Consider the following 23,123-nt stretch of genomic DNA (forward strand, 5'->3'; position numbering starts at 1 on the left):
GAGGGCGAGGGGGAGGGGGACGACGGGCGGGGCTCGACCCGGTCGGTGACCGTGCCGCTGATCCGCTGCAGGTCTTCGCTGGCCGCGACCAGGTTCCCGTCCTCATCGACGACCTGCACGGGCCCGGACTTGCTGCCCAGCCCCGACAACTGGTCGTACGGGGTCCGCGCGGCGAGTTCGGAGGCGACCGCCCGCGCCGTGCCCTCCGCCTGGGTACCCGCCTCGGCGGTCAGGTTGGAGCGCAGCGCCTGCAGGACCGCGGCACCCGTGACGAAGAGGGCCACCGCGACCACGAGCGTGGCGCCGAGCGTCGCCCGGGAGCGGACCGAGCCGAACAGGCGGTTCACGGCGCCGTCTCCAGCCGGTACCCGGCGCCGCGCACCGTCCGGATCAGCCCGGCGCGCAGCTTGCGGCGCAGGGCGCTGACGTAGACCTCGACGATGTTCGGGTCGCCCTCGTAGGCGAAGTCCCAGACGTGCTCCAGGATCTCCGGCTTGGACACCACCTCGCCCGCCCGCAGCACCAGCTGCTCGAGCACGGAGAACTCCTTGGCGGTGAGCGTCACCTCGTCCTCGGCCAGAAAGACCCGGCGGGCGGCGGTGTCCATCCTCAGGTCCCCGAGCACATGCACCGACGAGGCCCCGGCGCCCTGTCCCCGGCGGNNGAACGGCTTGGTGAGGTAGTCGTCGGCGCCGGTGTCCAGGCCCTCGGCCTCGTCGTACTCGCCGTCCTTGGCGGTGAGCATCAGGATCGGCACGTCGTGTCCGGCGGCGCGCAGGGCGGCACAGACGCGGTAGCCGTTGAGGCCGGGCAGCATGATGTCGAGGATCACGAGGTCGTACGTGCCCTCCGTGGCCCGGTGCAGGCCCTCCCGGCCGTCGTGGACGACGTCCACGGCGTATCCCTCGGCGGTCAGACCCTTCGCGAGGGACAGGGCCAGCCGCTTCTCGTCCTCCACGATCAACAATCGGGAGGTGCGGCGCGAAGCGCCTCCGGCAGGGTGGTGGTGGGCGACGGGTGGGCACATGGGCACAAGGGTCGCAGAACGAACCTGAAGATCACTTCAGGCGATTTCAGGTTCCTCTCAGCATTGATCGGCGAGATTGAGGACGTCGAAAACACAGCGACCGGGGAGGAACCCACATGAAGCGCAACATCGCGATCGCCGTCGTCACCGCCGTGGCACTGGTCGGCGGAGGCACCGCGACGGCCATCGCGGTCTCGGGGGACGACGAGCCGACGAGCACGCACCAGGTGGACACGTGGGGATCGGACGACGACGGCCGCGACGACGACCGGGACGACCGGCGCGACGACGACGGTGACGACGACCGCGACGACCGCGACGACCTGGACGACGACGACGCTCGGGCGCTCTCCGCGGACGTGACCGCCGCCGAGGCCGTCTTCGTCGCGCTGAAGCACCAGCCCGGCACCGCGGTCTCCGTCGAGATGGACGACGACGATGACGGCGAGCACCGCGGCAGGGCGGCCTGGGAGGTCGACATCCTCGGCGGCGGCGACACCTGGTACAGCGTGTGGATCGACCCGAGCAGCGGCAAGGTCCTGGGCTCGGAGCGGGATGACGATGACGACGACGCCGCCGAGGTGCGCGCCGCGCTGAAGGGCACGTCGGTGACGGCCGAGGAGGCCGCGAAGGCGGCGGCCGCCAAGGGCACCGTGACGTCGGTGGACCTGGACGACGACGACACCGAGGGCTGGGAGGTCGAGACGGTCACCGCCGGCGGGGACGACCGGGAGTGGCGGGTTGGCCTGAACAGCGGCAAGGTCACCGCGGACGACGACTCGGACGACCGCGACGACCGCTGAGCGGAGATCCGGGCGGACCTCCGAACCGGCCACGTGAACAGACGGGCGGTGCGGGCGAAGGTGCCCGCACCGCCCTTCCCGTGCGCTCCCGCCGGCCCTCGCGGACCGGGCCCGGGCCCGGCGTCAGCCCCGCGTCAGCCCCGCCACCAGTTCGTCCGCCGCGCGGTACGGATCCAGTTCGCCGCCGATGATCCGTTCCGCCAGCGCGCCCAGGCGGCGGTCGCCGTGCAGGTCACCGATGCGCTCCCGCAGGGTCGTGACGGCGATCGTCTCGACCTCGCGGGCGGCGCGGGCCAGCCGGCGCTCCGCCAGGACCCCGCGCTCCTCCATCCACGCGTGGTGCTTCTCCAGGGCCTCGACGACCTCGTCGACGCCCTCCCCGCGCGAGGCGACGGTCTTGACGATCGGCGGCCGCCAGTCGCCGGGGGCCCGGGACTCGCCGAGGCTCAGCATGTGGTTCAGCTCGCGGGCGGTGGCGTCCGCACCGTCGCGGTCGGCCTTGTTGACGACGTAGACGTCGCCGATCTCCAGGATTCCGGCCTTGGCCGCCTGGATCCCGTCGCCCATGCCGGGCGCGAGGAGAACCACCGACGTGTCGGCCTGGGAGGCGATCTCCACCTCCGACTGGCCGACGCCGACCGTCTCCACCAGGACCACGTCGCAGCCGGCCGCGTCGAGGACGCGGATGGCCTGCGGCGCGGACCAGGCGAGGCCGCCCAGATGGCCGCGGGTCGCCATGGAGCGGATGTAGACGCCGGGGTCGGAGGCGTGCTCCGACATCCGGACCCGGTCTCCGAGCAGCGCGCCGCCGGAGAACGGCGAGGACGGGTCGACGGCCAGGACGCCGACCCGCTTGCCCTGCCTGCGGTACGCGCTCACCAGCGCCGAGGTGGACGTCGACTTGCCGACGCCCGGCGAACCCGTCAGACCGACCACGTACGCGTTGCCGGTCAGCGGTGCCAGGGCCGCCATGACCTCCCTCAGCTGCGGGGACGCCCCCTCCACCAGGGAGATCAGCCGGGCCACGGCACGCGGCGCGCCCTCCCTGGCCCGTGCCACCAGAGTGGAGACGTCCTGCATCACTGCTCCGTTCACAAGTAGGGACCTGCCGTAGGGATCTGCCCGGACCGACGGCCGGGCGGCCTGCTCAGGCCTTGGGTACCCGCACGATCAGCGCGTCACCCTGCCCGCCGCCGCCGCACAGCGCCGCCGCGCCGATACCGCCGCCGCGCCGCTTCAGCTCCAGTGCCAGGTGCAGCACCAGCCGGGCGCCGGACATCCCGATCGGGTGTCCCAGGGCGATGGCACCGCCGTTGACGTTCACCTTTTCCGTGGACACGCCGAGGTCCTTCATCGACTGCACGGCCACCGCCGCGAAGGCCTCATTGATTTCGACGAGGTCCAGGTCGGACACCTCGAGGCCCTCCTTCTTGAGGGCGTGGGCGATCGCGTTGGACGGCTGCGACTGCAGGGAGTTGTCGGGTCCCGCCACATTGCCATGGGCGCCGATCTCGGCGATCCACTCGAGGCCGAGCTCCTGCGCCTTGGCCTTGCTCATCACGACCACGGCCGCCGCACCGTCCGAGATCTGCGAGGAGGAACCGGCGGTGATCGTGCCGTCCTTGGCGAAGGCGGGACGCAGCTTGCCCAGCGACTCGGCGGTGGTGTCGGCGCGGATGCCCTCGTCCTGGCTGAAGAGGACCGGGTCGCCCTTGCGCTGCGGGATCTCGACGGGGGTGATCTCCGCCTCGAAGATGCCGTTCTTCTGCGCGGCGGCGGCCCGCTGGTGGGACAGGGCGGCGATCTCGTCCTGCTCCGGGCGGCCGATGCCCAGGCGCGTGTTGTGCTTCTCGGTGGACTCGCCCATGGCGACGTTCTCGAAGGAGTCGGTCAGACCGTCGTGCGCCATGGAGTCGACCATCTGGACCGCACCGTACTTGAAGCCCTCGCGGGACTTCGGCAGCAGGTGCGGGGCGTTGGTCATGGACTCCTGGCCGCCGGCCACGACCACGTCGAACTCGCCGGCCCGGATCAGCTGGTCGGCCAGCGCGATCGCGTCGAGGCCGGACAGGCACACCTTGTTGACGGTGAGCGCCGGGACGTTCATCGGGATGCCGGCCTTGACGGCCGCCTGACGTGCCGGGATCTGCCCCGCCCCGGCCTGGAGCACCTGCCCCATGATCACGTACTGGACCTGGTCGCCGCCGATCCCCGCACGGTCGAGGGCGGCCTTGATCGCGAAGCCCCCGAGGTCGGCTCCGGAGAAGGACTTGAGCGAGCCGAGCAACCGGCCCATCGGGGTCCGGGCACCCGCGACGATGACGGACGTCGTGCCGTTCGCCGCGGTCGATGCGGATGGTGCGGAAGATGCGGAAGATGCAGAAGTCATGAGCTGCGATCCCCTTCCGGCTGCACAGCCGAGGAGTGAACGAGGGTTTACTTCGAATGTACTGAGCTGCGGTCCACCCCGTCATCGGGCCGTCGGTGTGATCGCGCGCACGTTGCGTAACCGTCCGGGGACGGTTCCACTGAATCCATGCTGACGCGAATCGACCACATCGGAATCGCCTGCCACGACCTCGACGCGACCGTGGAGTTCTACCGGGCCACCTACGGCTTCGAGGTGTTCCACTCCGAGGTCAACGAGGAGCAGGGCGTGCGCGAGGCCATGCTGAAGATCAACGAGACCTCGGACGGGGGCGCTTCCTACCTCCAGCTGCTGGAGCCGACCAGGGAGGACTCCACCGTAGCGAAGTGGCTCGCGAAGAACGGCGAGGGAGTCCACCACATCGCTTTCGGTACGGCGGACGTCGACGCCGAGGCCGCCGCGATCAAGGACAAGGGCGTACGCGTGCTGTACGAAGAGCCCCGTCGCGGCTCCATGGGGTCACGAATCACCTTCCTGCACCCCAAGGACTGTCATGGCGTACTGACAGAACTGGTCACTTCGGCACCTGTTGAGTCACCTGAGCACTGACCCACGTACATAAGGGCCGGTAGGGTTGGGTGCGGTCGCCGCTCGATCCAGGGCGATCATGTCCTGCCGTCAGAAAAGGTGACGACTGCATCCGTTCGGGTGAACGTCGCCGATCCTGTCAGCAGGACGTACCGGGGTCCGGGTTTCGGGGGGCAAGCGCGGGGGTAGCAGCGCCTACTCCTCCGCTGATCTGACACCATTCCCCGGGGGTCCCGTTCGGCGGTTGGACGGGGCTCGGCCAGAGTTGCGACCAGGGGACGGATGGGACCGCGCAGTGCGGGGCTACGAGAGCCAGGAGCGAGATCCGGCGGCTGACGTCGACCACCTCTCTCGGTTCGAAGCCGAGATGAAGCGGCTGAAGACCGAGCGGGAAAAGGCGATCCAGCACGCCGACGACCTCGGCTACCAGGTCGAGGTGCTGCGCGCCAAGTTGCACGAGGCGCGGCGCACCATCATGTCCCGGCCCGCTTACGAGGGCGGCGACATCGGCTACCAGGCCGAGCAGTTGCTGCGCAACGCGCAGATGCAGGCCGACCAGCTCCGCGCGGACGCGGAGCGCGAGCTGAGCCAGGTGCGGGCGCAGACCCAGCGGATCCTCCAGGAGCACGCCGAGCAGGCGGCCCGGCTCCAGTCGGAACTGCACCAGGAGGCGGTGACCCGGCGCCAGCAGCTCGACCAGGAGCTGGCGGAGCGCAGGCAGACCGTCGAGTCGCACGTCAACGAGAACGTGGCGTGGGCCGAGCAGGTGCGGGCCCGTTCCGAGCAGCAGGCCCGCCGGCTGCTCGACGAGTCCCGCGCGGAGGCCGAGCAGGCGCTGTCCGCCGCCCGCGCGGAGGCCGAACGGGTGACCGCCGAGGCCCGTCACCGGCTGCGGAGCGAGGCCGAGGCGGCCCGCACGGAGGCCGACCAGACGCTGCGCCGGGCCCGCGCGGACGCCGAGCGGCTGCTGGCCGCCGCCTCCACGCAGGCGCAGGAGGCCACCGACCACGCCGAGCAGGTGCGGTCGTCGACGGCCAGCGAGTCGGAGTCCACCCGCCGCGAGGCCCAGGAGCTCACCAAGGCCGCCGAGCAGCGCATGTCCGCCGCCGAGGAGGCGCTGCGCGAGGCCCGCGCCGAGGCGGACAAGGTGCTCGCCGAGGCGAAGGAGGCCGCGTCGAAGGCGCTCGCCTCCGCCGAGTCCGCCAATGAGACCCGTACGCGCACGGCCAAGGAGCAGGTCGCCCGGCTGGTCAGTGAGGCCACCAAGGAGGCCGAGACCACCAAGGCGGACGCCGAACAGGTCGTCGCGGACGCCCGCGCGGAGGCGGAGAAGATCGTCGCGGAGGCCGCCGAGAAGGCCCGCACGATCACCGCCGAGGAGAGCGCCACCCAGCTGTCGAAGGCGGCCCGGACCGCCGAGGACGTGCTCAACAAGGCGTCGGAGGAAGCCAAGCGGACCACCAGGGAAGCGGCCGAGGAGGCCGAGCGGATCCGCCGCGAGGCCGAGGCGGAGGCGGACCGGCTGCGCGCCGAGGCGCACGACATCGCCACGCAGCTCAAGGGCGCGGCGAAGGACGACACCAAGGAGTACCGCGCCAAGACGGTCGAGCTCCAGGAGGAGGCCCGCCGGCTGCGCGGCGAGGCCGAACACCTGCGGGCCGACGCGGTCGCCGAGGGCGAGAAGATCCGCGCGGAGGCCCGTAAGCAGGCCGTGTCGCAGATCGAGGAGGCCGCCCGGTCCGCCGAGGAGCTGCTGGCGAAGGCGAAGGCGGACGCGGACGAGCTGCGTTCCACCGCGCAGACGGACAGCGAGAAGGTCCGCACCGAGGCCATCGAGCGCGCCACGACGCTGCGCCGGCAGGCCGAGGAGACGCTGGAGCGCACGCGCAAGGAGACGGAGCGCCACCGCGCGGAGGCCACCGAGCAGGCCGACGCGGTCAAGGAGGAGGCCGAGCGGGCCGCGCGCGAGGTCCACGAGGAGACCGAGCGGGCCGTCGCCGCGCGCCGCGCGGAGGCCGCCGAGGAGCTGACCCGGCTGCACACGGAGGCCGAGGAGCGGCTCGCCTCGGCCGAGCAGGCGCTGAGCGACGCCCGCGAGGAGGCGGGCCGTATCCGCCGGGAGGCCGCGGACGAGGCCGAGCGGCTGCGCACCGAGGCCGCGGAGCGGGGCCGAACGCTGCGGCAGCAGGCACAGGCGGAGGCCGAGCGGCTGCGCGACGAGGCCGCGGCGGACGCGGCGGCGTCCCGCGCGGAGGGCGAGTCCGTGGCCGTACAGCTGCGGTCGGAGGCCTCGGCGGAGGCGGAGCGGCTGAAGTCGGAGGCGCAGGAGAGCGCCGACCGGATGCGGGCCGAGGCACGGGCCGCCGCCGAGCGGCTCGGCGCGGAGGCGCAGGAGACGCTGGCGGGCGCGCAGGAGGAGGCCGCCCGGCGCCGGCGCGAGGCCGAGGAGTTGCTGGGCGCGGCCCGCACGGAGGCCGACCAGGAGCGCGAGCGGGCCCGGGAGCAGAGCGAGGAGCTGCTGGCCTCGGCCCGCAAGCGGGTGGAGGAGGCGCAGGCCGAGGCCGTACGGCTGGTCGAGGAGGCCGACCGGCGTGCCACGGAGATGGTGTCGGCGGCCGAGCAGAACGCCCAGCAGGTGCGGGACTCGGTCGCGGGACTGCAGGAGCAGGCGCAGGAGGAGATCTCCGGGCTGCGTCAGGCCGCCGAGCACGCGGCGGACCGCATGCGCCGCGAGGCGGAGGAGGAGTCGGACCGGGTCCGCTCCGACGCCTACGCGGAGCGGGAGCGGGCCGGCGAGGACGCCGGCCGGATGCGGCGCGAGGCGCGGGAGGAGACGGAGGCCGCCAAGGCGCTCGCCGAGCGCACGGTGTCCGAGGCGATCACCGAGGCGGAACGGGTCCGTTCGGAGGTCTCCGAGCAGACCCTGCGGATGCGCACGGAGGCGTCGGACGCGGTCGCCGAGGCCGAGCGGAACGCGTCGCGCACCCGGGCCGAGGCCCGGGAGGACGCCAACCGGATCCGTTCGGACGCGGCGACCCAGGTGGACACCCTCATCACGGAGGCGCGCGGCGAGGCGGAGCGGCTCACCGCGGAGACGATCGCGGAGACCGACCGGCTGCGTACGGAGTCGGTGGCCAAGGCCGAGAAGCTGATCTCGGACGCGTCCGGCGACGCGGAGCGGCTGCGGGCCGAGGCGGCCCAGGCTGTCGGTTCGGCGCAGCAGCACGCGGAGCGGGTCCGCACCGAGTCCGCGCGGGTCGAGGCCGACGCGGAGCAGGCGGCGGACCGGCTGGTGACGTCCGCGCGCGAGGAGGCCGAGCGCACCCTCGACGAGGCCCGCAAGGAAGCCAACAAACGGCGTTCGGAAGCGGCCGAGCAGGTCGACACGCTCATCACGGAGACCGCCGCCGAGGCGGACAAGCTGCTCACCGAGGCGCAGCAGCAGGCGCAGAAGACCACCGCGGACGCGGAGGCCCAGGCCGACTCGATGGTCGGCGCGGCCCGCACGGAGGCCGACCGGCTCGTCGCCGAGGCGACCATCGAGGGCAACTCCCGGGTGGAGAAGTCCCGTACGGACGCGGACGAGCTGCTGGTCGGGGCCCGTCGGGACGCGACCCGGATCAGGGAGCGTGCCGAGGAGCTGCGGGACCGGATCACCGGTGAGATCGAGGAGCTGCACGAGCGGGCCCGCCGTGAGGCGGCCGAGACCATGAAGTCCACCGGCGACCGCTGCGACGCGCTGATCAAGGCGTCCGAGGAGCAGCTGGCCAAGGCGCAGGCGAAGGCCAAGGAGATCGTGTCCGAGGCCAACTCCGAGGCGGGCAAGGTGCGTATCGCCGCGGTGAAGAAGGCCGAGGGTCTCCTGAAGGAGGCCGAGCAGAAGAAGGCCACACTGGTCAAGGAGGCCGAGGAGCTGAAGGCCGAGGCGATCCGCGAGGCACGGGCCACGGTCGAGGAGGGCAAGCGCGAGCTGGAGGTCCTGGTGCGGCGGCGCGAGGACATCAACGCCGAGATCTCGCGCGTGCAGGACGTCCTGGAAGCGCTGGAGTCGTTCGAGGCGCCGGGCGGCGGCAAGGACCACGGGATGAAGGCGGCCGCGACGGCCGGAACGCCCGGCCAGCGGAGCAAGTCTTCGGACAGTTAGGGCCCCTGAGGGCGAACCGGGCAAAATTCTTCGATGATGTGAGAAACCCCCTGCCGGCAGGTGAAATCCCTTGCCAGTCAGGGGGTTTGAGTATGCACTGGGCAAGCACTCAGGGGGTCAGCCACCCGAAAGGGGTGTCATTCTCCGTATCAAACGTGCATCCGCTCGATGACACAGCGCTTCGGCGCCTAGGATTCCCCGTATCACCTCACCGGTCTCATTCGACAGGAAACCCATGAGCGACACTTCCCCCTACGGCTTCGAGCTTGTGCGGCGTGGATACGACCGCGCTCAGGTGGACGAACGAATCTCCAAGCTCGTCTCCGACCGTGACAGCGCTCTCGCCCGCATCACCGCTCTGGAAAAGCGCATCGAAGAGCTCCACCTCGAGACGCAGAACGCCCAGGCCCAGGTCACCGACGCCGAGCCGTCGTACGCGGGTCTCGGCGCGCGCGTGGAGAAGATCCTGCGCCTGGCCGAGGAGGAGGCGAAGGACCTCCGTGAGGAGGCCCGTCGCGCGGCCGAGCAGCACCGCGAGCTCGCCGAGTCCGCCGCCCAGCAGGTGCGCAACGACGCGGAGTCGTACTCCGCCGAGCGCAAGGCCAAGGCCGAGGACGACGGCGTCCGGATCGTCGAGAAGGCGCAGAGCGAGGCCTCGCAGCTGCGGTCGGACGCGCAGAAGGACGCCCAGTCCAAGCGCGAGGAGGCGGACGCCCTCTTCGAGGAGACCCGTGCGAAGGCCGCGCAGGCCGCCGCCGACTTCGAGACGAACCTCGCCAAGCGCCGCGAGCAGTCCGAGCGCGACCTGGCGTCGCGTCAGGCCAAGGCCGAGAAGCGTCTCGCCGAGATCGAGCACCGGGCGGAGCAGCTGCGCCTGGAGGCCGAGAAGCTGCGCACGGACGCCGAGCGCCGGGCCCGCCAGACGGTGGAGACCGCCCAGCGCCAGGCCGAGGACATCGTGGCCGACGCCAACGCCAAGGCCGACCGGATCCGTTCGGAATCCGAGCGGGAGCTGGCCGCGCTGACCAACCGCCGCGACTCCATCAACGCCCAGCTGACCAACGTCCGCGAGATGCTGGCGACGCTCACGGGCGCCGCGGTGGCCGCGGCCGGTTCGCCGGCCGAGGAGGAGAGCACGTCCCGCGGGGTTCCGGCCCAGCAGACCCGGTAGCCGGCGGTTCCGGTTACCGGCCGGAATACGGTGGCTGAACATCGGCGAAGCCCTCTGTCACTGAGGTGGCAGGGGGCTTTGTCCCGTTCTAGCGTGGCGGCATGATCGAGCTCGAGGGGCTGACCAAGCGGTACGGCGAGAAGGTGGCGGTCAACAATCTGACGTTCACCGTCAGACCGGGCATCGTCACGGGCTTCCTCGGTCCCAACGGCGCGGGCAAGTCCACCACCATGCGGATGATGCTGGGCCTGGACCGGCCCACCGCGGGTGACGTCCGGATCGACGGCAGGCACTACGACCGGCTCAAGGACCCGCTGAAGTACATCGGCGCCCTGCTCGACGCCAAGGCCGTGCACGGCGGCCGCAGCGCCTTCAACCACCTGCTGTGCCTCGCCCAGAGCAACGGCATCCCCCGGCAGCGGGTGCACGAGGTACTGGACACGGTGGGGCTGTCGTCGGTGGCGGGGAAGAAGGCCAAGGGGTTCTCGCTCGGCATGGGCCAGCGGCTCGGCATCGCCGGCGCGCTGCTCGGCGACCCGCGCATCTTGATGTTCGACGAGCCGGTCAACGGGCTCGACCCCGAGGGCATCCACTGGATCCGCACGCTGATGAGGACGCTGGCGGCGCAGGGCCGCACGGTCTTCGTCTCCTCCCACCTGATGAGCGAGATGGCGCTGACGGCGGACCATCTGGTCGTCATCGGTCAGGGCCGACTGCTCGCGGACACCTCCATGGCCGATTTCATCGCGCACAACTCCCGTGCGTACGTCCGGATCCGCTCCCCGCAGCGGGAGCGGCTGCTGGACGTGCTGCACGGGGCCGGCATCACGGTCGTGGAGAGCGGAGGCGCGACGCTGGAGGTGGACGGCACCGAGGCGGAGCGGATCGGGGAGCTGGCGGCCCGGCACCAGCTGGTGCTGCACGAGCTGAGCCCGCAGCGGGCCTCCCTGGAGGAGGCGTTCATGCGGTTGACCGCGGAGTCGGTGGAGTACCACGCGCACTCCGACGCGCCCGCGCCCCCACAGCAGTGGGGCGACGGCTGGAAGAAGGACTGAGCATGGCGGCGGCGCAGGTCATCCGGTCCGAGTGGACCAAGATCCGGTCGGTGGCGTCCACCGTGTGGACGCTCTCCCTGGCGGTGGTCGTCACCCTCGTGCTCGGCATGCTGATCTCGGCGCTGTCGGCGAACGAGTTCGACAGGATGGGCGCCCGCGACCGGATCGCCTTCGACCCGACGTTCGTCAGCTTCGCCGGGATGAGTCTCGGTCAGCTGGCGATGATCGTGTTCGGGGTGCTGGTGGTGTCGAACGAGTACAGCACCGGCATGATCCGCACCTCGTTGGCGGCCGTGCCGCAGCGGGGCGGTTTCCTGGCCGGCAAGATCGGGGTGGCGACCGCGCTCGCGCTCGTCGTGGGTCTGGCCACCGGCTTCGCCGCCTTCTTCCTCGGACAGGCGGTGCTCGGCGAGTACAAGGCGTCCCTCGGGGACGAGGGCGTACTGCGGGCCGTGATCGGCGGCGGTCTGTACATGACCCTGATCGCGGTGTTCTCGATGGGCGTCGCCACGATGCTGCGCTCCCCGATGCTGTCGCTGGGCATCCTGATGCCGTTCTTCTTCCTGATCTCCAACATCCTGGGCAACGTCGACGCGACGAAGAAGATCGGCCGGTTCCTGCCGGATCAGGCCGGCAGCAGGATCATGCAGGTGGTGCCGCCGCTCGACGACGACACCCCGTACGGGCCCTGGGGCGGACTCGGCATTATGGTGCTGTGGGTGGTAGCGGCGCTCGCCGGCGGCTACCTGCTGCTGAAGAAGCGCGACGCGTAGGGCCTTTCGTCCGGATCGTGCCGGAGCCCCGCGCACCCGGCACGATCCGGACGAAAGATCCTGGGGGGACGCGGAGGAGCGGCCCGGTTTTTACCTCGCCTTGGGCGGAACCGTCAACCTCTCGATATCCTCCTAACCCTTACGGGGGTGTGCGCCCCCGTTGTCCTGAACCTCTCGATGGGGCGGAGCATGATCGAGGCAGTCGGCCTGACCAAGCGGTACGGCGACAAAACCGCTGTGTACAACCTTTCCTTCCAGGTGCGGCCCGGCGCCGTCACCGGCTTCCTGGGCCCCAACGGCTCGGGCAAGTCGACGACGATGCGGATGATCCTCGGTCTCGACAACCCCACCGCGGGCCACGTCACGATCGGCGGTTATCCCTACCGCAGGCTGCCCAACGCCGCCCGGCAGGTCGGCGCGCTGCTGGACGCCAAAGCGGTGCACGGCGGCCGGTCCGCGCGCAGCCATCTGCTGAGCCTGGCCCAGTTGTCCGGCATCCCGGCCCGCCGCGTGGACGAGGTGCTGGGCGTGGTCGGGCTGCACGAGGTGGCGCGGCAGCGTTCCAAGGGCTTCTCCCTGGGCATGGGCCAGCGGCTCGGCATCGCCGCCGCGCTGCTCGGCGACCCCCAGGTGCTGCTGTTCGACGAGCCGGTCAACGGCCTCGACCCCGAGGGCATCCTCTGGGTGCGCAACCTGATGAAGTCGCTCGCCGCGGAGGGCCGTACGGTCTTCGTCTCGTCCCACCTGATGAGCGAGATGGCGCTGACCGCCGACCACCTCATCGTGATCGGGCGGGGGCAACTGCTGTCCGACATGAGCGTGAAGGACTTCATCTCCGCCAACTCCGCCGACTTCGCGCGGGTGCGCACCCCGGACACCGAGCCGCAGCAGCGCGAGAAGCTGTCCGCCGCGCTCACCGAGGCGGGCGGCAGTGTGCTGCCCGAGCAGGACGGCGCGCTGCGGGTGACGGGACTGCCGCTGCCCCGCCTGAGCGACATCGCCCACGAGGCCGGCGTACGGCTGTGGGAGCTGTCACCGCACCAGGCCTCGCTGGAGGAGGCGTACATGCGGATGACGCAGGGCGCGGTCGACTACCGCTCGACCATCGACCAGAAGGAGGGGTTCCAGGAGCCCCTCCCGCCGGGCGCGCAGCCGCCGGTACCGGTGCCGGGGCAGGGCCAGATCGGCTGGTACGCCCCGCCGCCGCCCCAGCAGGGCGGTCAGCACTTCGCGGCGGCGCCGGGCGCACCGCAGGCCCCGGCGGGCCCGTACGGTGCTCCGGACGCCCCTGGAGCGGTTCCGGGCGCACCGGTGGCCCCGGTGGCCAACCCGTACGCCCGGCCCGTACCGCAGCCCGGCCAGGGCGCCGCTGTGGCCGCTCCCCCGTCGGCCGCCCCGGCCGCCGCTCCGGCCGCGTCGCCGGCCGCTCCCGCCGGCCCGGCCGGCTCCGACGTGACCAAGCCCGAGGACGCCCGATGAGCACGCCCCAGCCCCCGACACAGCCGGCCGCGCCCGCATGGGGGGCGGCGGCGCCCGGTTCCCCGTACCCCGGTTACGCCTCGCCGATCCCGGTGGTGCGCACCCACTTCGGGCATGCGCTCGCCTCCGAGTGGACGAAGATCAAGTCGGTGCGCTCCACGATGTGGACGCTGGGCGTGTTCGTGCTCCTCGTCGTCGGCATCGGCCTGCTGACCGGTGTGGTGGTGGCGAGCACCGACCCGGACCTCGGCGGCGAGAACGCACTGTCCATGGGCTTCTTCGGCCTGCTCCTGGGCATCATGTGCATCATCACGCTGGGAGTGCTGACCACGGCCTCGGAGTACGGCACCGGCATGATCCGCACCACCATGGTCGCCTGTCCCTCACGCGGCCGGGTGCTCGCGGCGAAGGCCCTGGTGTTCTTCCTGATCGCCTTCGTGGTCACGCTGGTGTCCGTGACGGCCGTCGCGTTCCTGCACGTGGCGATGCTGGAGGGCAGCAACGCGGGGGAGCCCACCGGTGGCGAGTGGCTGAAGGCCACCGTCGGCATCTCGCTCTACATCGCGCTGCTCGGCACGCTCTCGCTGGCCGTCGGCTCCATCGTCCGGCACTCGGCGGGTGCCATCACCCTCATGATCGGCGCCGTGCTCGCCCCGCTGGTGATCGCGATGTTCATGTTCGCCTCCTCGCTGGAGGACGTGCGCATCGCGCTGTTCGAGTACTCCATCCCGAACCAGCTGAGCATCTTCTACGCCAACTCCCTCAGCACGTCCGGCCCGTCCGGCTGGGACCCGCTGTGGATCATGATCGGGCTCACGGCCGTGGTGCTCGGCGGCGCCTTCGCGCTGCTCGGCAAGCGGGACGTGTAGGACCGGCCCCGGGGCCCCCGGCCGCGAGGGCCCGGCGGCCCGGCGGCCCTCAGAACCTCGGCGCGTTACGGGACCGCTGCACCCGCGTGGTGCGGCGGTCCTTGGCGTTCCAGCAGGCCTTGTGCCAGTGCCGGCGGTCGTCGACCCCCGCGTGCTCCGGCCAGGCCACCACGTGCGGCACCCCGTCCGGAATCAACTGGTCGCAGCCGGGGCAGCGGTACGCCTTGCCCTGGGCGCTGGCCCCCGCCACGTGCCGTACGTTCCACTCCTCGTCGTGCCAGCTCTCCGTGGACTGCCAGCCGCCGTAGCGCCCGGACCGGTCGTCCTCGGCGCTTTGGCCGGAGAAACCGGCTCCCTTGGCTCGGTTGCGACGCGGGGACACAGGACACCTCACGGGGCTATACAGGATGCAGGGACCGCATCCAGCCTACGCGGGGCGAAGCCGGGTAGGCGTACGGAACCAATCATCACAAGCGTCCCTTCACGGCAGCGCAACACCGGCTCCGGAACCGCCCATTCTGCAGACAATCCGCAAATTCCCCCCTCTCCGCCGTGTCCTCGGCACGTGTCAGACGGTTATGCCCTGCGGGGGAGCTCCGTGTCGGAGCCAAGGAAGCAGGAAAGTGATGCGCGTTGGAAGTTTCGTGTTGGGCGCCCGGTTCCCCGGGCAGGGCGAGGGGGAGGCACTGCACCGAGCGGTCCGTTGCGCCGAACTGGCCGAGGAGGCCGGGCTGGACGCGGTCTGGCTGGGCGAGCACCACTTCGTGCCGTACGGCACCTGCCCCTCGGCGGTCACCCTGGCGGCGTTACTGCTCGGCCGCACCCGTCGCATCCGGGTCGGCACGGCGGTGAGCGTACTGCCCACCGTCCACCCGGTGGCGCTCGGCGAGCAGGCCGCGCTGCTGCACGTCACCAGCGGTGGACGGTTCTCGCTGGGCATCGGGCGCGGCGGGCCGTGGGTCGACCTGGAGGTGTTCGGAGCCGGCCTGAAGGCGTACGAGCAGGACTTCCCGGAATCGCTCGATCTGCTGCTGCGCTGGCTGCGCGAGCCGTCCGTCGCGGCCGACGGGGAGCGGTACCGCTTCCGTGAAGTGCCCGTCGTCCCGCGCCCGTCGGAGGCTCTCACCGAAGCCCCGGGCCCCGAGGTCGTGGTCGCCTGCACCTCTCCGGCGAGCGTGCGGCTCGCCGCCGAACGCGGGCTGCCGATGCTGCTCGGCATGCACGTCGGGGACGAGGAGAAGGCCGAGATGGTCTCCCTGTGGCAGCGTCACGCACGCGCGTGCGGGCGGCCGGCGCCGGAGGTCCACCGCGCGTCCCACGTGTCGGCCGGGGTCTGCCAGATCGCCGACCGGCGCACCGACGCGGCGGAGGCGCTGCTGAAGGCGATGCCGGGCTGGCTGCGGCAGGGGCTCGGGGCCCATGTCACGGTGGACGGCCGGGAGCGGCGGATGCGTGACCCGCTGGCCTACACCGAACTGCTCTGCGGGCTGCACCCGGTGGGCCCCCCGCGGCTGTGCGCGGACCGGCTCGCCGCGACCAGCGAGCGGACCGGCATCTCCCGGTTCGCGCTGCTCGTCGAGGGTTCCGGCGACCTCGCGGCGACCGAGGAGAACGTACGGCGGCTCGGATCCGAGGTGATCCCCCAACTCGCCGACAGGCCCTGAACGAGTCGGGGGTCCGGTGATGGCTTGCCGCCCCGGTGCGAAGAAAGACCGCACCTCCCGCGTACGGGACGGCAAGCGACCGACGTCGTGCGTCAGCAGTCGCGCAGTTCCGGCGACTGGTTCAGCAGCTGTCCCCGGACCGAGGTGAACTTGGCCAGCCTCTCGTCGACCGAGGAGTCCAGCGGGAACACGGCCAACCGGTGGCAGTTCTGGAAGGCCAGCCGGACACCGAAGTGCCGCTGCAGCGCTCCGCGGATCGCGTCACTCGCGAGCGCACGCAGCAGCTGACCGCGTGCCTGCTCGTCCGGCGGGGGCGTCTGGTTGTCGGCGAACTCTCCACCGTCGACCTTCAGCTGAGCCACCAGGGAACTGATCATCTCCCACGCGTAGGGCAGGGAGGTCCGGACGCAGTCGACGAAGTCAGCTTCGTCGACCTCGCCTCGCTCGGCCTGTTCGAGTAGGGCCGGTGAGACGTCGAGCGACATGGGTTCTCCTCTCGCACCCCCGCGGTGCGGGGGTTGCCTGACAGATACGGGAGCTCGCAATGTGCGACACGCTGCGTACACATCTCGCGACCTCCCGTTCAATACCGTAAGCAACGGACCGTGACCGCACCAGGCGAATCCCCGGATGTGGGACTTCCTTTAGGCAGGTAATCGGCCATCGCCGAACACGCGTTTTCCAGGAGATACAGGACGCGTCGCGAGGGTCCTGAGGGGCTCCTGTGAGTCGGCCGCGAGGGCTGTGCGGCTGCTGTGCGGGGCCTGCCGCGGTGCTGCGCGCGTGCGCCGGCGGAGTGCCCGTGAGGGCGAATCGCATCGACCCCGGCCCGTCGAGTAGCGTTGCCGACCATGCGTCTCGTCATTGCCCGCTGCTCCGTGGACTACGCCGGGCGGCTCACCGCGCACCTGCCCTCGGCACCCCGTCTGATCCTGGTCAAGGCGGACGGCAGCGTGTCGATCCATGCCGACGACCGGGCCTACAAGCCCTTGAACTGGATGTCGCCGCCCTGTGCGCTCAAGGAGGGCACCGGCGACGAGGAGGGGGTCTGGACCGTCGTCAACAAGGCGGGCGAGAAACTCATCATCACGATGGAGGAGATCCTCCACGACTCCTCGCACGAACTGGGGGTCGATCCCGGCCTGATCAAGGACGGCGTGGAAGCGCACCTCCAGGAACTGCTGGCGGACCGTATCGAAACGCTCGGCGAGGGCTACACCCTCATCCGCCGCGAGTACATGACCGCCATCGGCCCCGTCGACATCCTCTGCCGCGACGCCGAGGGGCGGACCGTCGCGGTGGAGATCAAGCGGCGTGGTGAGATCGACGGTGTCGAGCAGCTCACGCGCTATCTGGAGCTGCTGAACCGCGATCCGCATCTCACCCCGGTGCGTGGTGTGTTCGCCGCCCAGGAGATCAAGCCGCAGGCCCGGGTGCTCGCCACCGACCGGGGCATCGGCTGCCAGGTCCTCGACTACGACGCGATGCGGGGCATCGAGGACGACAAGCTGCGCCTGTTCTGACCGTCACCGCCGTGGCGCCGCCGCCACGGCATGCGCGAAGGGCCGGATTCCTCTCGGGAGTCCGGCCCTTCGTGCGGAGCGTGCGTCCGTCAGATCACCGTCGTCCCGGAGCCGCTGGGCGTGCCCTCGTCGCCGCTCTGCGGGACGCTCGCCGAACTGCTCGCCTGCGACTCCGTCTCCGCCGGGGTGGACGGGGCGGGACCGCTGGCGGAGTTGGACGTCTCCGGCGGCGGGGGCTCCTCGTCCGTCGGCTCGACCGTGGGCTCGGTCGTCGGCTCGGTCGGCTCCTCGGTGGGCTCCGTCGGGTCGTCCGTGGGCTCGGCCGGCTTGCTGGAGGTCGGCGGTTTGGAGGACGAGGCCGGCGGATCGGTGGGCTTCGTCGGCTCGGTACCGGTCGTCGGGTCGTCCGGTTCCTTCGTGCCGCTCGGGTCGTCCGAGGCCTCGCCCGACTCGGTGGCCGTCGGCGTCGGGTCGTCCGAGGTGCCGAGGGTGCCGTCCGGGCCGGGGTCGGTCGGCCGGCTGGTGGCGTTCCCGGTGTCGCCGTTCTCGTCGGCCCGCGGGTCGGCGCCCAGGCTGCCGTCGTCGACGCCCTGGCTCGCGGACGGGTTGACGCCGACGTCCCCCGACGGGGTGCCCGCGTCGTTCTCCGAGGTGGCGCCCAGGGTGACCACCGTGCCCAGCACGGCGACGAGCAGCGCGCCCGCGCCGGCCGCCACGAGGTTGCGCCGGGCCAGGCCCTTCAGTCCGGTGCCCGCCTTGTGCGCGGGCACGGGCCGGGACACGGGCCCGGTGCGGTGGACGATCAGCCCCGCGTCGGCGGGCGGCTGGAGCTCCGGGAAGGCCGTCGGCACCCCGCGGGGCGGCGACACCGACTCCTCGTAGTGGGCGTCGGGGACCTCCTCCCCCACGGTGGGCAGCAGCGCCATCGGGATGCCCGAGAGGTCGGCCACCAGGGCCAGCGCGCGGCGTCCGGCGACGGTGCCGCGCTTGTCGGCGAGGACCCCGCGCAGGCCGATGGAGGCCTCCAGCTCGGCGCGGGCACGGTCGAGGTCACCGGTGCACAGGGCGTGGATGCCGAGCTCGTGGTGGAAGTAGGCCTCCTCCGCCACGTCCCCGGCGTGCCGGGCGGCCTCGGCGCCGGCCCGCAGCGCCCGTTCCCAGGCGCTCCAGTGCAGGCCCGCGGCGAACGCGGGCGCCGCGGAGCGGGCCAGCTGCACGGCGGTGCCGGGCTCGCCCTCGCCGCCGTCCGAGGTGAGCGGGGACAGCAGGCCGAGCGCGGCGAGCACGGCGTCGGCCTCGGCGCAGACCCGCTCCGGGGTGACCGAGGGGTGCCCGGTCCACCAGGCGTAGTGCTGGGCGGCGGTACGGGCCTGTTCCTCGATGTCGTCGGTGTACCCGGCGGCCTCCAGCTGGGCCGGCACACCGGCGGCGAGCCGGTAGCGGGAGCCGACGGCGGAGACCAGCCCGCACGCGGCCAGTTCACCGAGAGCGGCGTCGGCGTGGGTGTCGCCGACCAGCGCGGGCAGGTGTGCCTGGTGCGGGAGTTCGCCGCCGAGCGCGACGGCGAACCGCAGGGTGGCCCGGGCGGAGGTGCTGAGCCGGGAGGCGAGCAGCGGGGCGGGGGCGGCCGCCTCGCCGAGCGAGGGCAGCGGGATCTCGTCGCCCTCGACGGCGCCGTCGGGCAGGTCCTCGGGCGGGGTGTCCTCGAAGACACCGAACTCGTCGACGGCGCTGGTGCCGACGCGCAGCCGGTCGCGCTGCCTCAGCAGGGCGCCGGCCTGGACGAAGCGCAGCGGCAGGCCCTCGGACTCGAACCAGAGGTCGCCGGCCCAGTTCGACTCGTCCTCGGTGAGGCGCCGGCCGACGGCGTGCTCCAGCAGTTCCAGGCCGGCCGCACGGTCGAGGCCCTCGAGGGTGATCTCCTCGAGGCCGGAGCCGGCGGACGGGGCCGGCACGTCCGGGGTGGCGCCGAGCAGGAAGGCGCACTCGGGGGTGGCGTCCAGCAGTTCGTCGAGGGCGTCGCCGCCGAACCCGAGGTCGTCCAGGACGACGACCGCGCCGACCTCCCGCAGGCAGTCGGCCAGTTCCTCCCGGCCGGGCCGGTGCAGGGGCGCGCCGTGGACGGCGTAGAAGAGGTCGTACAGCAGGTCGTCGCTGCTGCGGCGATGGCCGTTCAGACGGACGACGCCGTCGGGGGCGAGGTCCGCGCAGTCCTCGGCGACGGTGTCGAGCAGCCGGGTGCGGCCGGAGCCGGCGGGCCCGGTGAGGAGCACGGAGCGGCCGCGGGCGAGCAGCCGGACCAGCTTCTCGCGCTCGCCTTCACGGGCCAGCAGCGGCAGCACGGGCTGCGCGGGTCCCGGCGGGACGGGCGGCTGCGCGGCGCGGTCGGTCCCGGCGCGCTCGGCCTCCGTCAGCTTCGCCGGGCGGGCGGGCCGCTCGGCGGGCGGGCAGGCCTCTATCTCGCTGCCGTCGACGGGGTTGACGGTGAGCAGGAAGTCACCGGAGACGAGCTGCACCGCGCGGGCGAGCGCGGGCGGTCCGAAGTCGGATGCGAGGGGATCCCTGGGCGGGCGCTGGCGCGGCGCGTGCCCGTCGCCGTCGCGACCGTACTCCTCGGGTCCCGGGTTGTTCGGGTCCATAGGTCCTAGCCCCCCAAAAGCGTTGTGTGCCTGGGTCCTGTCCTCGGACTCCCGGCGTCGCTGCACACCGCGCTGTCGCTTCTGGTCCGGTCCCGCTCGAGGGTTGCAAGGCAGCGGGCAGCCGAACCCTAAACCTTCGTTCAGTATCTACGACAGCTCGGGGTACCGGGCGGTCCGGGACGTCACGGTCTCGTGAGGATTGTGCGCGCGCCGCACGGTCCACCGAGGTCGGCCCGGGTCCGCCCGTCCGTCCGGTCCCGGCCGGCGGCTCCCGTCCCGCGCCTCATACACGGGGCAGCGTGTCCACCCCGATACCTCCTTCGATCGCCAGGATCCGGTGCAGCCGGGTGGCCACCAGCAGGCGCTGCATCTGCGGCGGTACGTCGCGCAGCACCAGACGCCGGCCGCAGCGGCCGGCCCGCCGGTGGGCCCCCATGATCACGCCGAGTCCGGTGGCGTCCCAGGAGTCCAGTTCGGACAGGTCCAGCAGCAGGTCGCCGACTCCGTCGTCGACGGCCGCGTGCAGGACCGTACGGGCGTCCGCCGCGCTGCGGACGTCGAGGCGGCCCCCGACGACCAGCTCGGCGTGGTCGCCCCTGATGTGCATATGCGCTCCCCGGTGCGTGCGTCTCGTGCTCCACGTTTCGTGATGCCGGTGATGCAACCTCTGACTGTGTGGAGCCCGCAGAGGTTGCCCCGTGTAAGCGAACCGATACCGAATTCACCCCTGCGTGTGACCGACCGGGGTGTTCGGGATGATCAGTACGTGTAGAAGCCCTGCCCGCTCTTGCGCCCGATGTCACCGGCGTCAACCATCCGGCGCATCAGCTCGGGGGCGGCGAACTTCTCGTCCTGGGACTCGGCGTAGATGTTGCCGGTGGCGTGCAGCAGGATGTCCACGCCGGTCAGGTCCGCGGTGGCCAGCGGTCCCATGGCGTGGCCGAAGCCCAGTTTGCAGGCCAGGTCGATGTCCTCGGCGCTCGCCACACCCGACTCGTGGAGCTTCGCGGCCTCGACGACGAGGGCGGAGATGAGCCGGGTGGTCACGAAGCCGGCCACATCGCGGTTGACGACGATGCAGGTCTTGCCGACCGATTCGGCGAACTCCCGTGCGGTGGCGAGGGTTTCGTCGCTGGTCTTGTAGCCGCGAACCAGTTCGCACAGCTGCATCATCGGCACCGGCGAGAAGAAGTGGACGCCGACGACCCGCTCCGGATGCCGCGTCGCGGCCGCGATCTTGGTGATCGGGATGGCGGAGGTGTTGGAGGCGAGGACGGCGTCTTCGCGCACGATCCCGTCCAGGGCACGGAAGATCTCGTGCTTGACCTCGAGCTTCTCGAAGACCGCCTCGACCACGACGTCCGCGTCGGCGCAGGCGTCCAGGTCGGTGGTCGCGGTGATCCGGGCGAGGGCCGCGTCGGCGTCGTGGGCCTCGAGCCTGCCCTTGCTCACGAACTTGTCGTACGACGCCTTGATCCCGCCGGTGCCTCGCGCGAGCGCCTCGTCGGTGACGTCGCGCAGAACGACGTCCCAGCCCGCCTGGGCGGAGACCTGGGCGATTCCGGACCCCATGAGGCCGGCCCCGATGACGGCGAGCTTCCGTGCCACTGTGCGACTCCCCTTCGAAACGCTCACGCACTGTTCATGTCTGTCACTCGCGGACACTAGCGTCCGTGAGCGGGTGTGTGAGGGGTTAGTAATGCGTGTCACGTCTCACGCCGTGAGACACCCGTCACGCCCGAGGACCGTACCGTTCCCGGCTCCGGCGCCACTCCCGGACGGCGACGGGCGGCACGGTTCGCTCACCGGATCTCCCCGTCACCAACTCCCCGGATTCACGGGCGCATTGTTGACGCGCGTAGCTGTGTGGCGCACGCTGGTCGACGGTCGCCGCCCGGTCGGCGGCGCCACCTCATCCACCGACCGACGGCCGGGAGGCCCTCATGCTCGGACGCACGGCACGCATCCTTCTCTCCTTTGTCATGGTCATGGCGGGTACGGTCCTCGGTGTGAGTGCCACCGCGGGCACGGCGCACGCCGACGACTGCTACACCTGGAACCGCTCCCTGTCCCAGGGCTCCTCCGGCAGCGATGTGACCCAGCTGCAGATCCGGGTCGCGGGCTGGGTGACCTCGGGCGAACGGCTCTCCTACGACGGCCAGTACGGCGCCCGCACCGCCGCCGCCGTCAAGAAGTTCCAGGCGGCCTACGGACTGGCCGCGGACGGCGTGGCCGGACCGGCGACCTTCAACAAGATCTACGCGCTCCAGGACTCCGACTGCACACCGGTCCACTTCAGTTACGCCGAACTCAACAAGTGCAACTCCGACTGGTCGGGCGGCGCGGTCCCGGCGGCCACCGCCAGGGCGAACGCCCTGAAGACCATGTGGAAGCTGGAGGCCATGCGGCGCCAGCTCGGCGACGTGCCGATCACCATCTCCAGCGGCTTCCGCTCCTACGCCTGCAACAACGCGGTCGGCGGTTCCTCGACCAGCCGTCACCTCTACGGCGACGCGGCCGACCTGGTCGGCTCGCCGAGCTTCTGCACCCTCGCCAAGCAGAGCCGGACCCACGGCTTCTCGGAGATCCTCGGCCCCGGCTACCCCGGCCACAACGACCACGTCCACGTGGCCCACGACCCGTCGCCGTACTGGTCGGCCCCCACCTGCGGGATCTGACGGACCGGTCCGGCGCACCGAAGCCGGACGGCACGACGGGCGGGCCCGCACCGGGGCCCGCCCGCCGTGGTATCCGGACCCGCCCGCCGTGCCATCGGCGCCGGAGCGCAACGTGTGCCGTCGGTCAGCAGCCCGCGCAGGTAGACCTGCCCCCACCGGCGCTGGTCGTTGCGCGCGAACGGCTCGAACACCTCCTCCGCGAACATTTCCGACTCACCATGCACCGCAGCAATCTCGTCCGGAGCCACACCCGCTCAACGCCATACCGAACCCAAAAGAAACACCCCACACCCACCGACCTGACCAAGCACTGATAGTTGCGCTCCGGCGCCGATGGCACGG

The 23,123-nt window shown here is 71.7% G+C and carries 19 protein-coding genes and 3 pseudogenes; 11 read left to right on the forward strand and 11 right to left on the reverse strand.

The window, feature by feature from the left end; genetic code table 11:
• The 3 genes and pseudogenes from AOK11_RS10745 to AOK11_RS44695 form a co-directional block, all read right to left on the reverse strand.
• Window positions 1-347 (reverse strand): annotated as a pseudogene (locus tag AOK11_RS10745) (two-component sensor histidine kinase); the annotation flags it as partial.
• Window positions 344-662, reverse strand: a 319-nt coding sequence (locus AOK11_RS44690) for a winged helix-turn-helix domain-containing protein (RefSeq protein WP_240497292.1), incomplete at its 5' end; no start/stop codon positions are given. The gene AOK11_RS44690 and the pseudogene AOK11_RS10745, both read right to left, overlap by 4 nt.
• A gap of 2 nt (window positions 663-664) precedes the next feature.
• A pseudogene (locus AOK11_RS44695) lies at window positions 665-1,027 on the reverse strand (response regulator); the annotation flags it as partial.
• Between the two features lie 116 nt (window positions 1,028-1,143).
• Here AOK11_RS44695 and AOK11_RS10755 point away from each other — a divergent pair.
• Window positions 1,144-1,830 carry a PepSY domain-containing protein gene (locus AOK11_RS10755; protein WP_055593437.1) on the forward strand — a complete coding sequence of 229 codons (687 nt, stop codon included), beginning with the start codon at window positions 1,144-1,146 and terminating at the stop codon, window positions 1,828-1,830.
• Window positions 1,831-1,953: 123 nt separating this feature from the next.
• Here AOK11_RS10755 and meaB read toward each other — a convergent pair whose 3' ends face one another.
• Both meaB and AOK11_RS10765 read right to left on the reverse strand, forming a co-directional pair.
• The gene (gene meaB, locus AOK11_RS10760) at window positions 1,954-2,910 is read right to left on the reverse strand and encodes a methylmalonyl Co-A mutase-associated GTPase MeaB (RefSeq protein ID WP_055571060.1); all 957 of its coding nucleotides are present in this window, start codon (window positions 2,908-2,910) and stop codon (window positions 1,954-1,956) included.
• A 67-nt stretch (window positions 2,911-2,977) separates the two neighbouring features.
• Window positions 2,978-4,219, reverse strand: a complete 1,242-nt coding sequence (locus AOK11_RS10765; protein ID WP_079034764.1) for an acetyl-CoA C-acetyltransferase — start codon at window positions 4,217-4,219, stop codon at window positions 2,978-2,980.
• A gap of 147 nt (window positions 4,220-4,366) precedes the next feature.
• Here AOK11_RS10765 and mce point away from each other — a divergent pair, with 147 nt between their 5' ends.
• From mce to AOK11_RS10800, 7 genes are all read left to right on the forward strand, one after another.
• Complete coding sequence (gene mce, locus AOK11_RS10770; RefSeq protein WP_055593439.1) at window positions 4,367-4,807, forward strand: methylmalonyl-CoA epimerase; 441 nt, start codon at window positions 4,367-4,369, stop codon at window positions 4,805-4,807.
• 274 nt (window positions 4,808-5,081) lie between these two features.
• The gene (scy, locus tag AOK11_RS10775) at window positions 5,082-8,930 is read left to right on the forward strand and encodes a polarized growth protein Scy (RefSeq protein ID WP_055593440.1); all 3,849 of its coding nucleotides are present in this window, start codon (window positions 5,082-5,084) and stop codon (window positions 8,928-8,930) included.
• 235 nt (window positions 8,931-9,165) lie between these two features.
• Window positions 9,166-10,101, forward strand: a complete 936-nt coding sequence (locus AOK11_RS10780) for a coiled-coil domain-containing protein (protein ID WP_055593441.1) — start codon at window positions 9,166-9,168, stop codon at window positions 10,099-10,101.
• Between the two features lie 101 nt (window positions 10,102-10,202).
• Window positions 10,203-11,156 carry an ABC transporter ATP-binding protein gene (locus tag AOK11_RS10785; RefSeq protein ID WP_055593442.1) on the forward strand — a complete coding sequence of 318 codons (954 nt, stop codon included), beginning with the start codon at window positions 10,203-10,205 and terminating at the stop codon, window positions 11,154-11,156.
• Between the two features lie 2 nt (window positions 11,157-11,158).
• Window positions 11,159-11,929 (forward strand): ABC transporter permease, encoded by a 771-nt coding sequence (locus AOK11_RS10790; RefSeq protein ID WP_055593443.1) that lies wholly within the window; start codon window positions 11,159-11,161, stop codon window positions 11,927-11,929.
• A 189-nt stretch (window positions 11,930-12,118) separates the two neighbouring features.
• Window positions 12,119-13,408: an ABC transporter ATP-binding protein gene (locus tag AOK11_RS10795; RefSeq protein WP_055593444.1), complete on the forward strand. Its 1,290-nt coding sequence runs from the start codon at window positions 12,119-12,121 to the stop codon at window positions 13,406-13,408.
• Complete coding sequence (locus tag AOK11_RS10800; RefSeq protein ID WP_055593445.1) at window positions 13,405-14,277, forward strand: ABC transporter permease; 873 nt, start codon at window positions 13,405-13,407, stop codon at window positions 14,275-14,277. Before AOK11_RS10795 ends, AOK11_RS10800 begins: the two co-directional genes overlap by 4 nt.
• A gap of 49 nt (window positions 14,278-14,326) precedes the next feature.
• Here AOK11_RS10800 and AOK11_RS10805 read toward each other — a convergent pair whose 3' ends face one another.
• The gene (locus AOK11_RS10805) at window positions 14,327-14,659 is read right to left on the reverse strand and encodes a hypothetical protein (RefSeq protein ID WP_055593446.1); all 333 of its coding nucleotides are present in this window, start codon (window positions 14,657-14,659) and stop codon (window positions 14,327-14,329) included.
• 244 nt (window positions 14,660-14,903) lie between these two features.
• Here AOK11_RS10805 and AOK11_RS10810 point away from each other — a divergent pair, with 244 nt between their 5' ends.
• The gene (locus tag AOK11_RS10810; RefSeq protein ID WP_055593447.1) at window positions 14,904-15,941 is read left to right on the forward strand and encodes an LLM class flavin-dependent oxidoreductase; all 1,038 of its coding nucleotides are present in this window, start codon (window positions 14,904-14,906) and stop codon (window positions 15,939-15,941) included.
• Between the two features lie 92 nt (window positions 15,942-16,033).
• Here AOK11_RS10810 and AOK11_RS10815 read toward each other — a convergent pair whose 3' ends face one another.
• On the reverse strand, window positions 16,034-16,426 hold the full coding sequence (locus AOK11_RS10815; protein WP_055593448.1) for an SCO5389 family protein: 393 nt from the start codon (window positions 16,424-16,426) through the stop codon (window positions 16,034-16,036).
• Between the two features lie 366 nt (window positions 16,427-16,792).
• Between AOK11_RS10815 and nucS the strand changes: the two genes are divergently transcribed.
• Window positions 16,793-17,464, forward strand: a complete 672-nt coding sequence (gene nucS, locus AOK11_RS10820; protein WP_055593449.1) for an endonuclease NucS — start codon at window positions 16,793-16,795, stop codon at window positions 17,462-17,464.
• Between the two features lie 89 nt (window positions 17,465-17,553).
• On the opposite strand, the gene AOK11_RS10825 is transcribed toward nucS, so the two are convergent.
• From AOK11_RS10825 to AOK11_RS10835, 3 genes are all read right to left on the reverse strand, one after another.
• A complete protein-coding gene (locus tag AOK11_RS10825; RefSeq protein ID WP_055593450.1) occupies window positions 17,554-20,103 on the reverse strand; it encodes an ATP-binding protein in 2,550 nt (849 codons plus the stop codon).
• Between the two features lie 283 nt (window positions 20,104-20,386).
• Complete coding sequence (locus AOK11_RS10830; protein ID WP_055593451.1) at window positions 20,387-20,710, reverse strand: STAS domain-containing protein; 324 nt, start codon at window positions 20,708-20,710, stop codon at window positions 20,387-20,389.
• A 152-nt stretch (window positions 20,711-20,862) separates the two neighbouring features.
• Entirely contained in the window at window positions 20,863-21,711 is an 849-nt protein-coding gene (locus tag AOK11_RS10835; RefSeq protein ID WP_055593452.1) for a 3-hydroxyacyl-CoA dehydrogenase family protein, read from the reverse strand.
• 335 nt (window positions 21,712-22,046) lie between these two features.
• Between AOK11_RS10835 and AOK11_RS10840 the strand changes: the two genes are divergently transcribed.
• Window positions 22,047-22,781 carry a D-Ala-D-Ala carboxypeptidase family metallohydrolase gene (locus tag AOK11_RS10840; protein ID WP_055593453.1) on the forward strand — a complete coding sequence of 245 codons (735 nt, stop codon included), beginning with the start codon at window positions 22,047-22,049 and terminating at the stop codon, window positions 22,779-22,781.
• Between the two features lie 71 nt (window positions 22,782-22,852).
• Here AOK11_RS10840 and AOK11_RS46715 read toward each other — a convergent pair.
• Window positions 22,853-23,029 (reverse strand): annotated as a pseudogene (locus AOK11_RS46715) (transposase); the annotation flags it as partial.
• Between the last annotated feature and the right edge of the window lie 94 nt (window positions 23,030-23,123).

This window comes from Streptomyces hirsutus, assembly GCF_001418415.1.
Taxonomy (GTDB): Bacteria; Actinomycetota; Actinomycetes; order Streptomycetales; family Streptomycetaceae; genus Streptomyces; species Streptomyces hirsutus.

Coding starts and splice junctions, on each gene's coding strand:
- AOK11_RS10755 (WP_055593437.1), top strand. CDS start 1,144: ATGAAGCGCAACATCGCGATCGCCGTCGTCACCGCCGTGGCACTGGTC.
- meaB (WP_055571060.1), bottom strand. CDS start 2,910: ATGCAGGACGTCTCCACTCTGGTGGCACGGGCCAGGGAGGGCGCGCCG.
- AOK11_RS10765 (WP_079034764.1), bottom strand. CDS start 4,219: ATGACTTCTGCATCTTCCGCATCTTCCGCACCATCCGCATCGACCGCG.
- mce (WP_055593439.1), top strand. CDS start 4,367: ATGCTGACGCGAATCGACCACATCGGAATCGCCTGCCACGACCTCGAC.
- AOK11_RS10780 (WP_055593441.1), top strand. CDS start 9,166: ATGAGCGACACTTCCCCCTACGGCTTCGAGCTTGTGCGGCGTGGATAC.
- AOK11_RS10785 (WP_055593442.1), top strand. CDS start 10,203: ATGATCGAGCTCGAGGGGCTGACCAAGCGGTACGGCGAGAAGGTGGCG.
- AOK11_RS10790 (WP_055593443.1), top strand. CDS start 11,159: ATGGCGGCGGCGCAGGTCATCCGGTCCGAGTGGACCAAGATCCGGTCG.
- AOK11_RS10795 (WP_055593444.1), top strand. CDS start 12,119: ATGATCGAGGCAGTCGGCCTGACCAAGCGGTACGGCGACAAAACCGCT.
- AOK11_RS10800 (WP_055593445.1), top strand. CDS start 13,405: ATGAGCACGCCCCAGCCCCCGACACAGCCGGCCGCGCCCGCATGGGGG.
- AOK11_RS10810 (WP_055593447.1), top strand. CDS start 14,904: ATGCGCGTTGGAAGTTTCGTGTTGGGCGCCCGGTTCCCCGGGCAGGGC.
- AOK11_RS10815 (WP_055593448.1), bottom strand. CDS start 16,426: ATGTCGCTCGACGTCTCACCGGCCCTACTCGAACAGGCCGAGCGAGGC.
- nucS (WP_055593449.1), top strand. CDS start 16,793: ATGCGTCTCGTCATTGCCCGCTGCTCCGTGGACTACGCCGGGCGGCTC.
- AOK11_RS10825 (WP_055593450.1), bottom strand. CDS start 20,103: ATGGACCCGAACAACCCGGGACCCGAGGAGTACGGTCGCGACGGCGAC.
- AOK11_RS10830 (WP_055593451.1), bottom strand. CDS start 20,710: ATGCACATCAGGGGCGACCACGCCGAGCTGGTCGTCGGGGGCCGCCTC.
- AOK11_RS10840 (WP_055593453.1), top strand. CDS start 22,047: ATGCTCGGACGCACGGCACGCATCCTTCTCTCCTTTGTCATGGTCATG.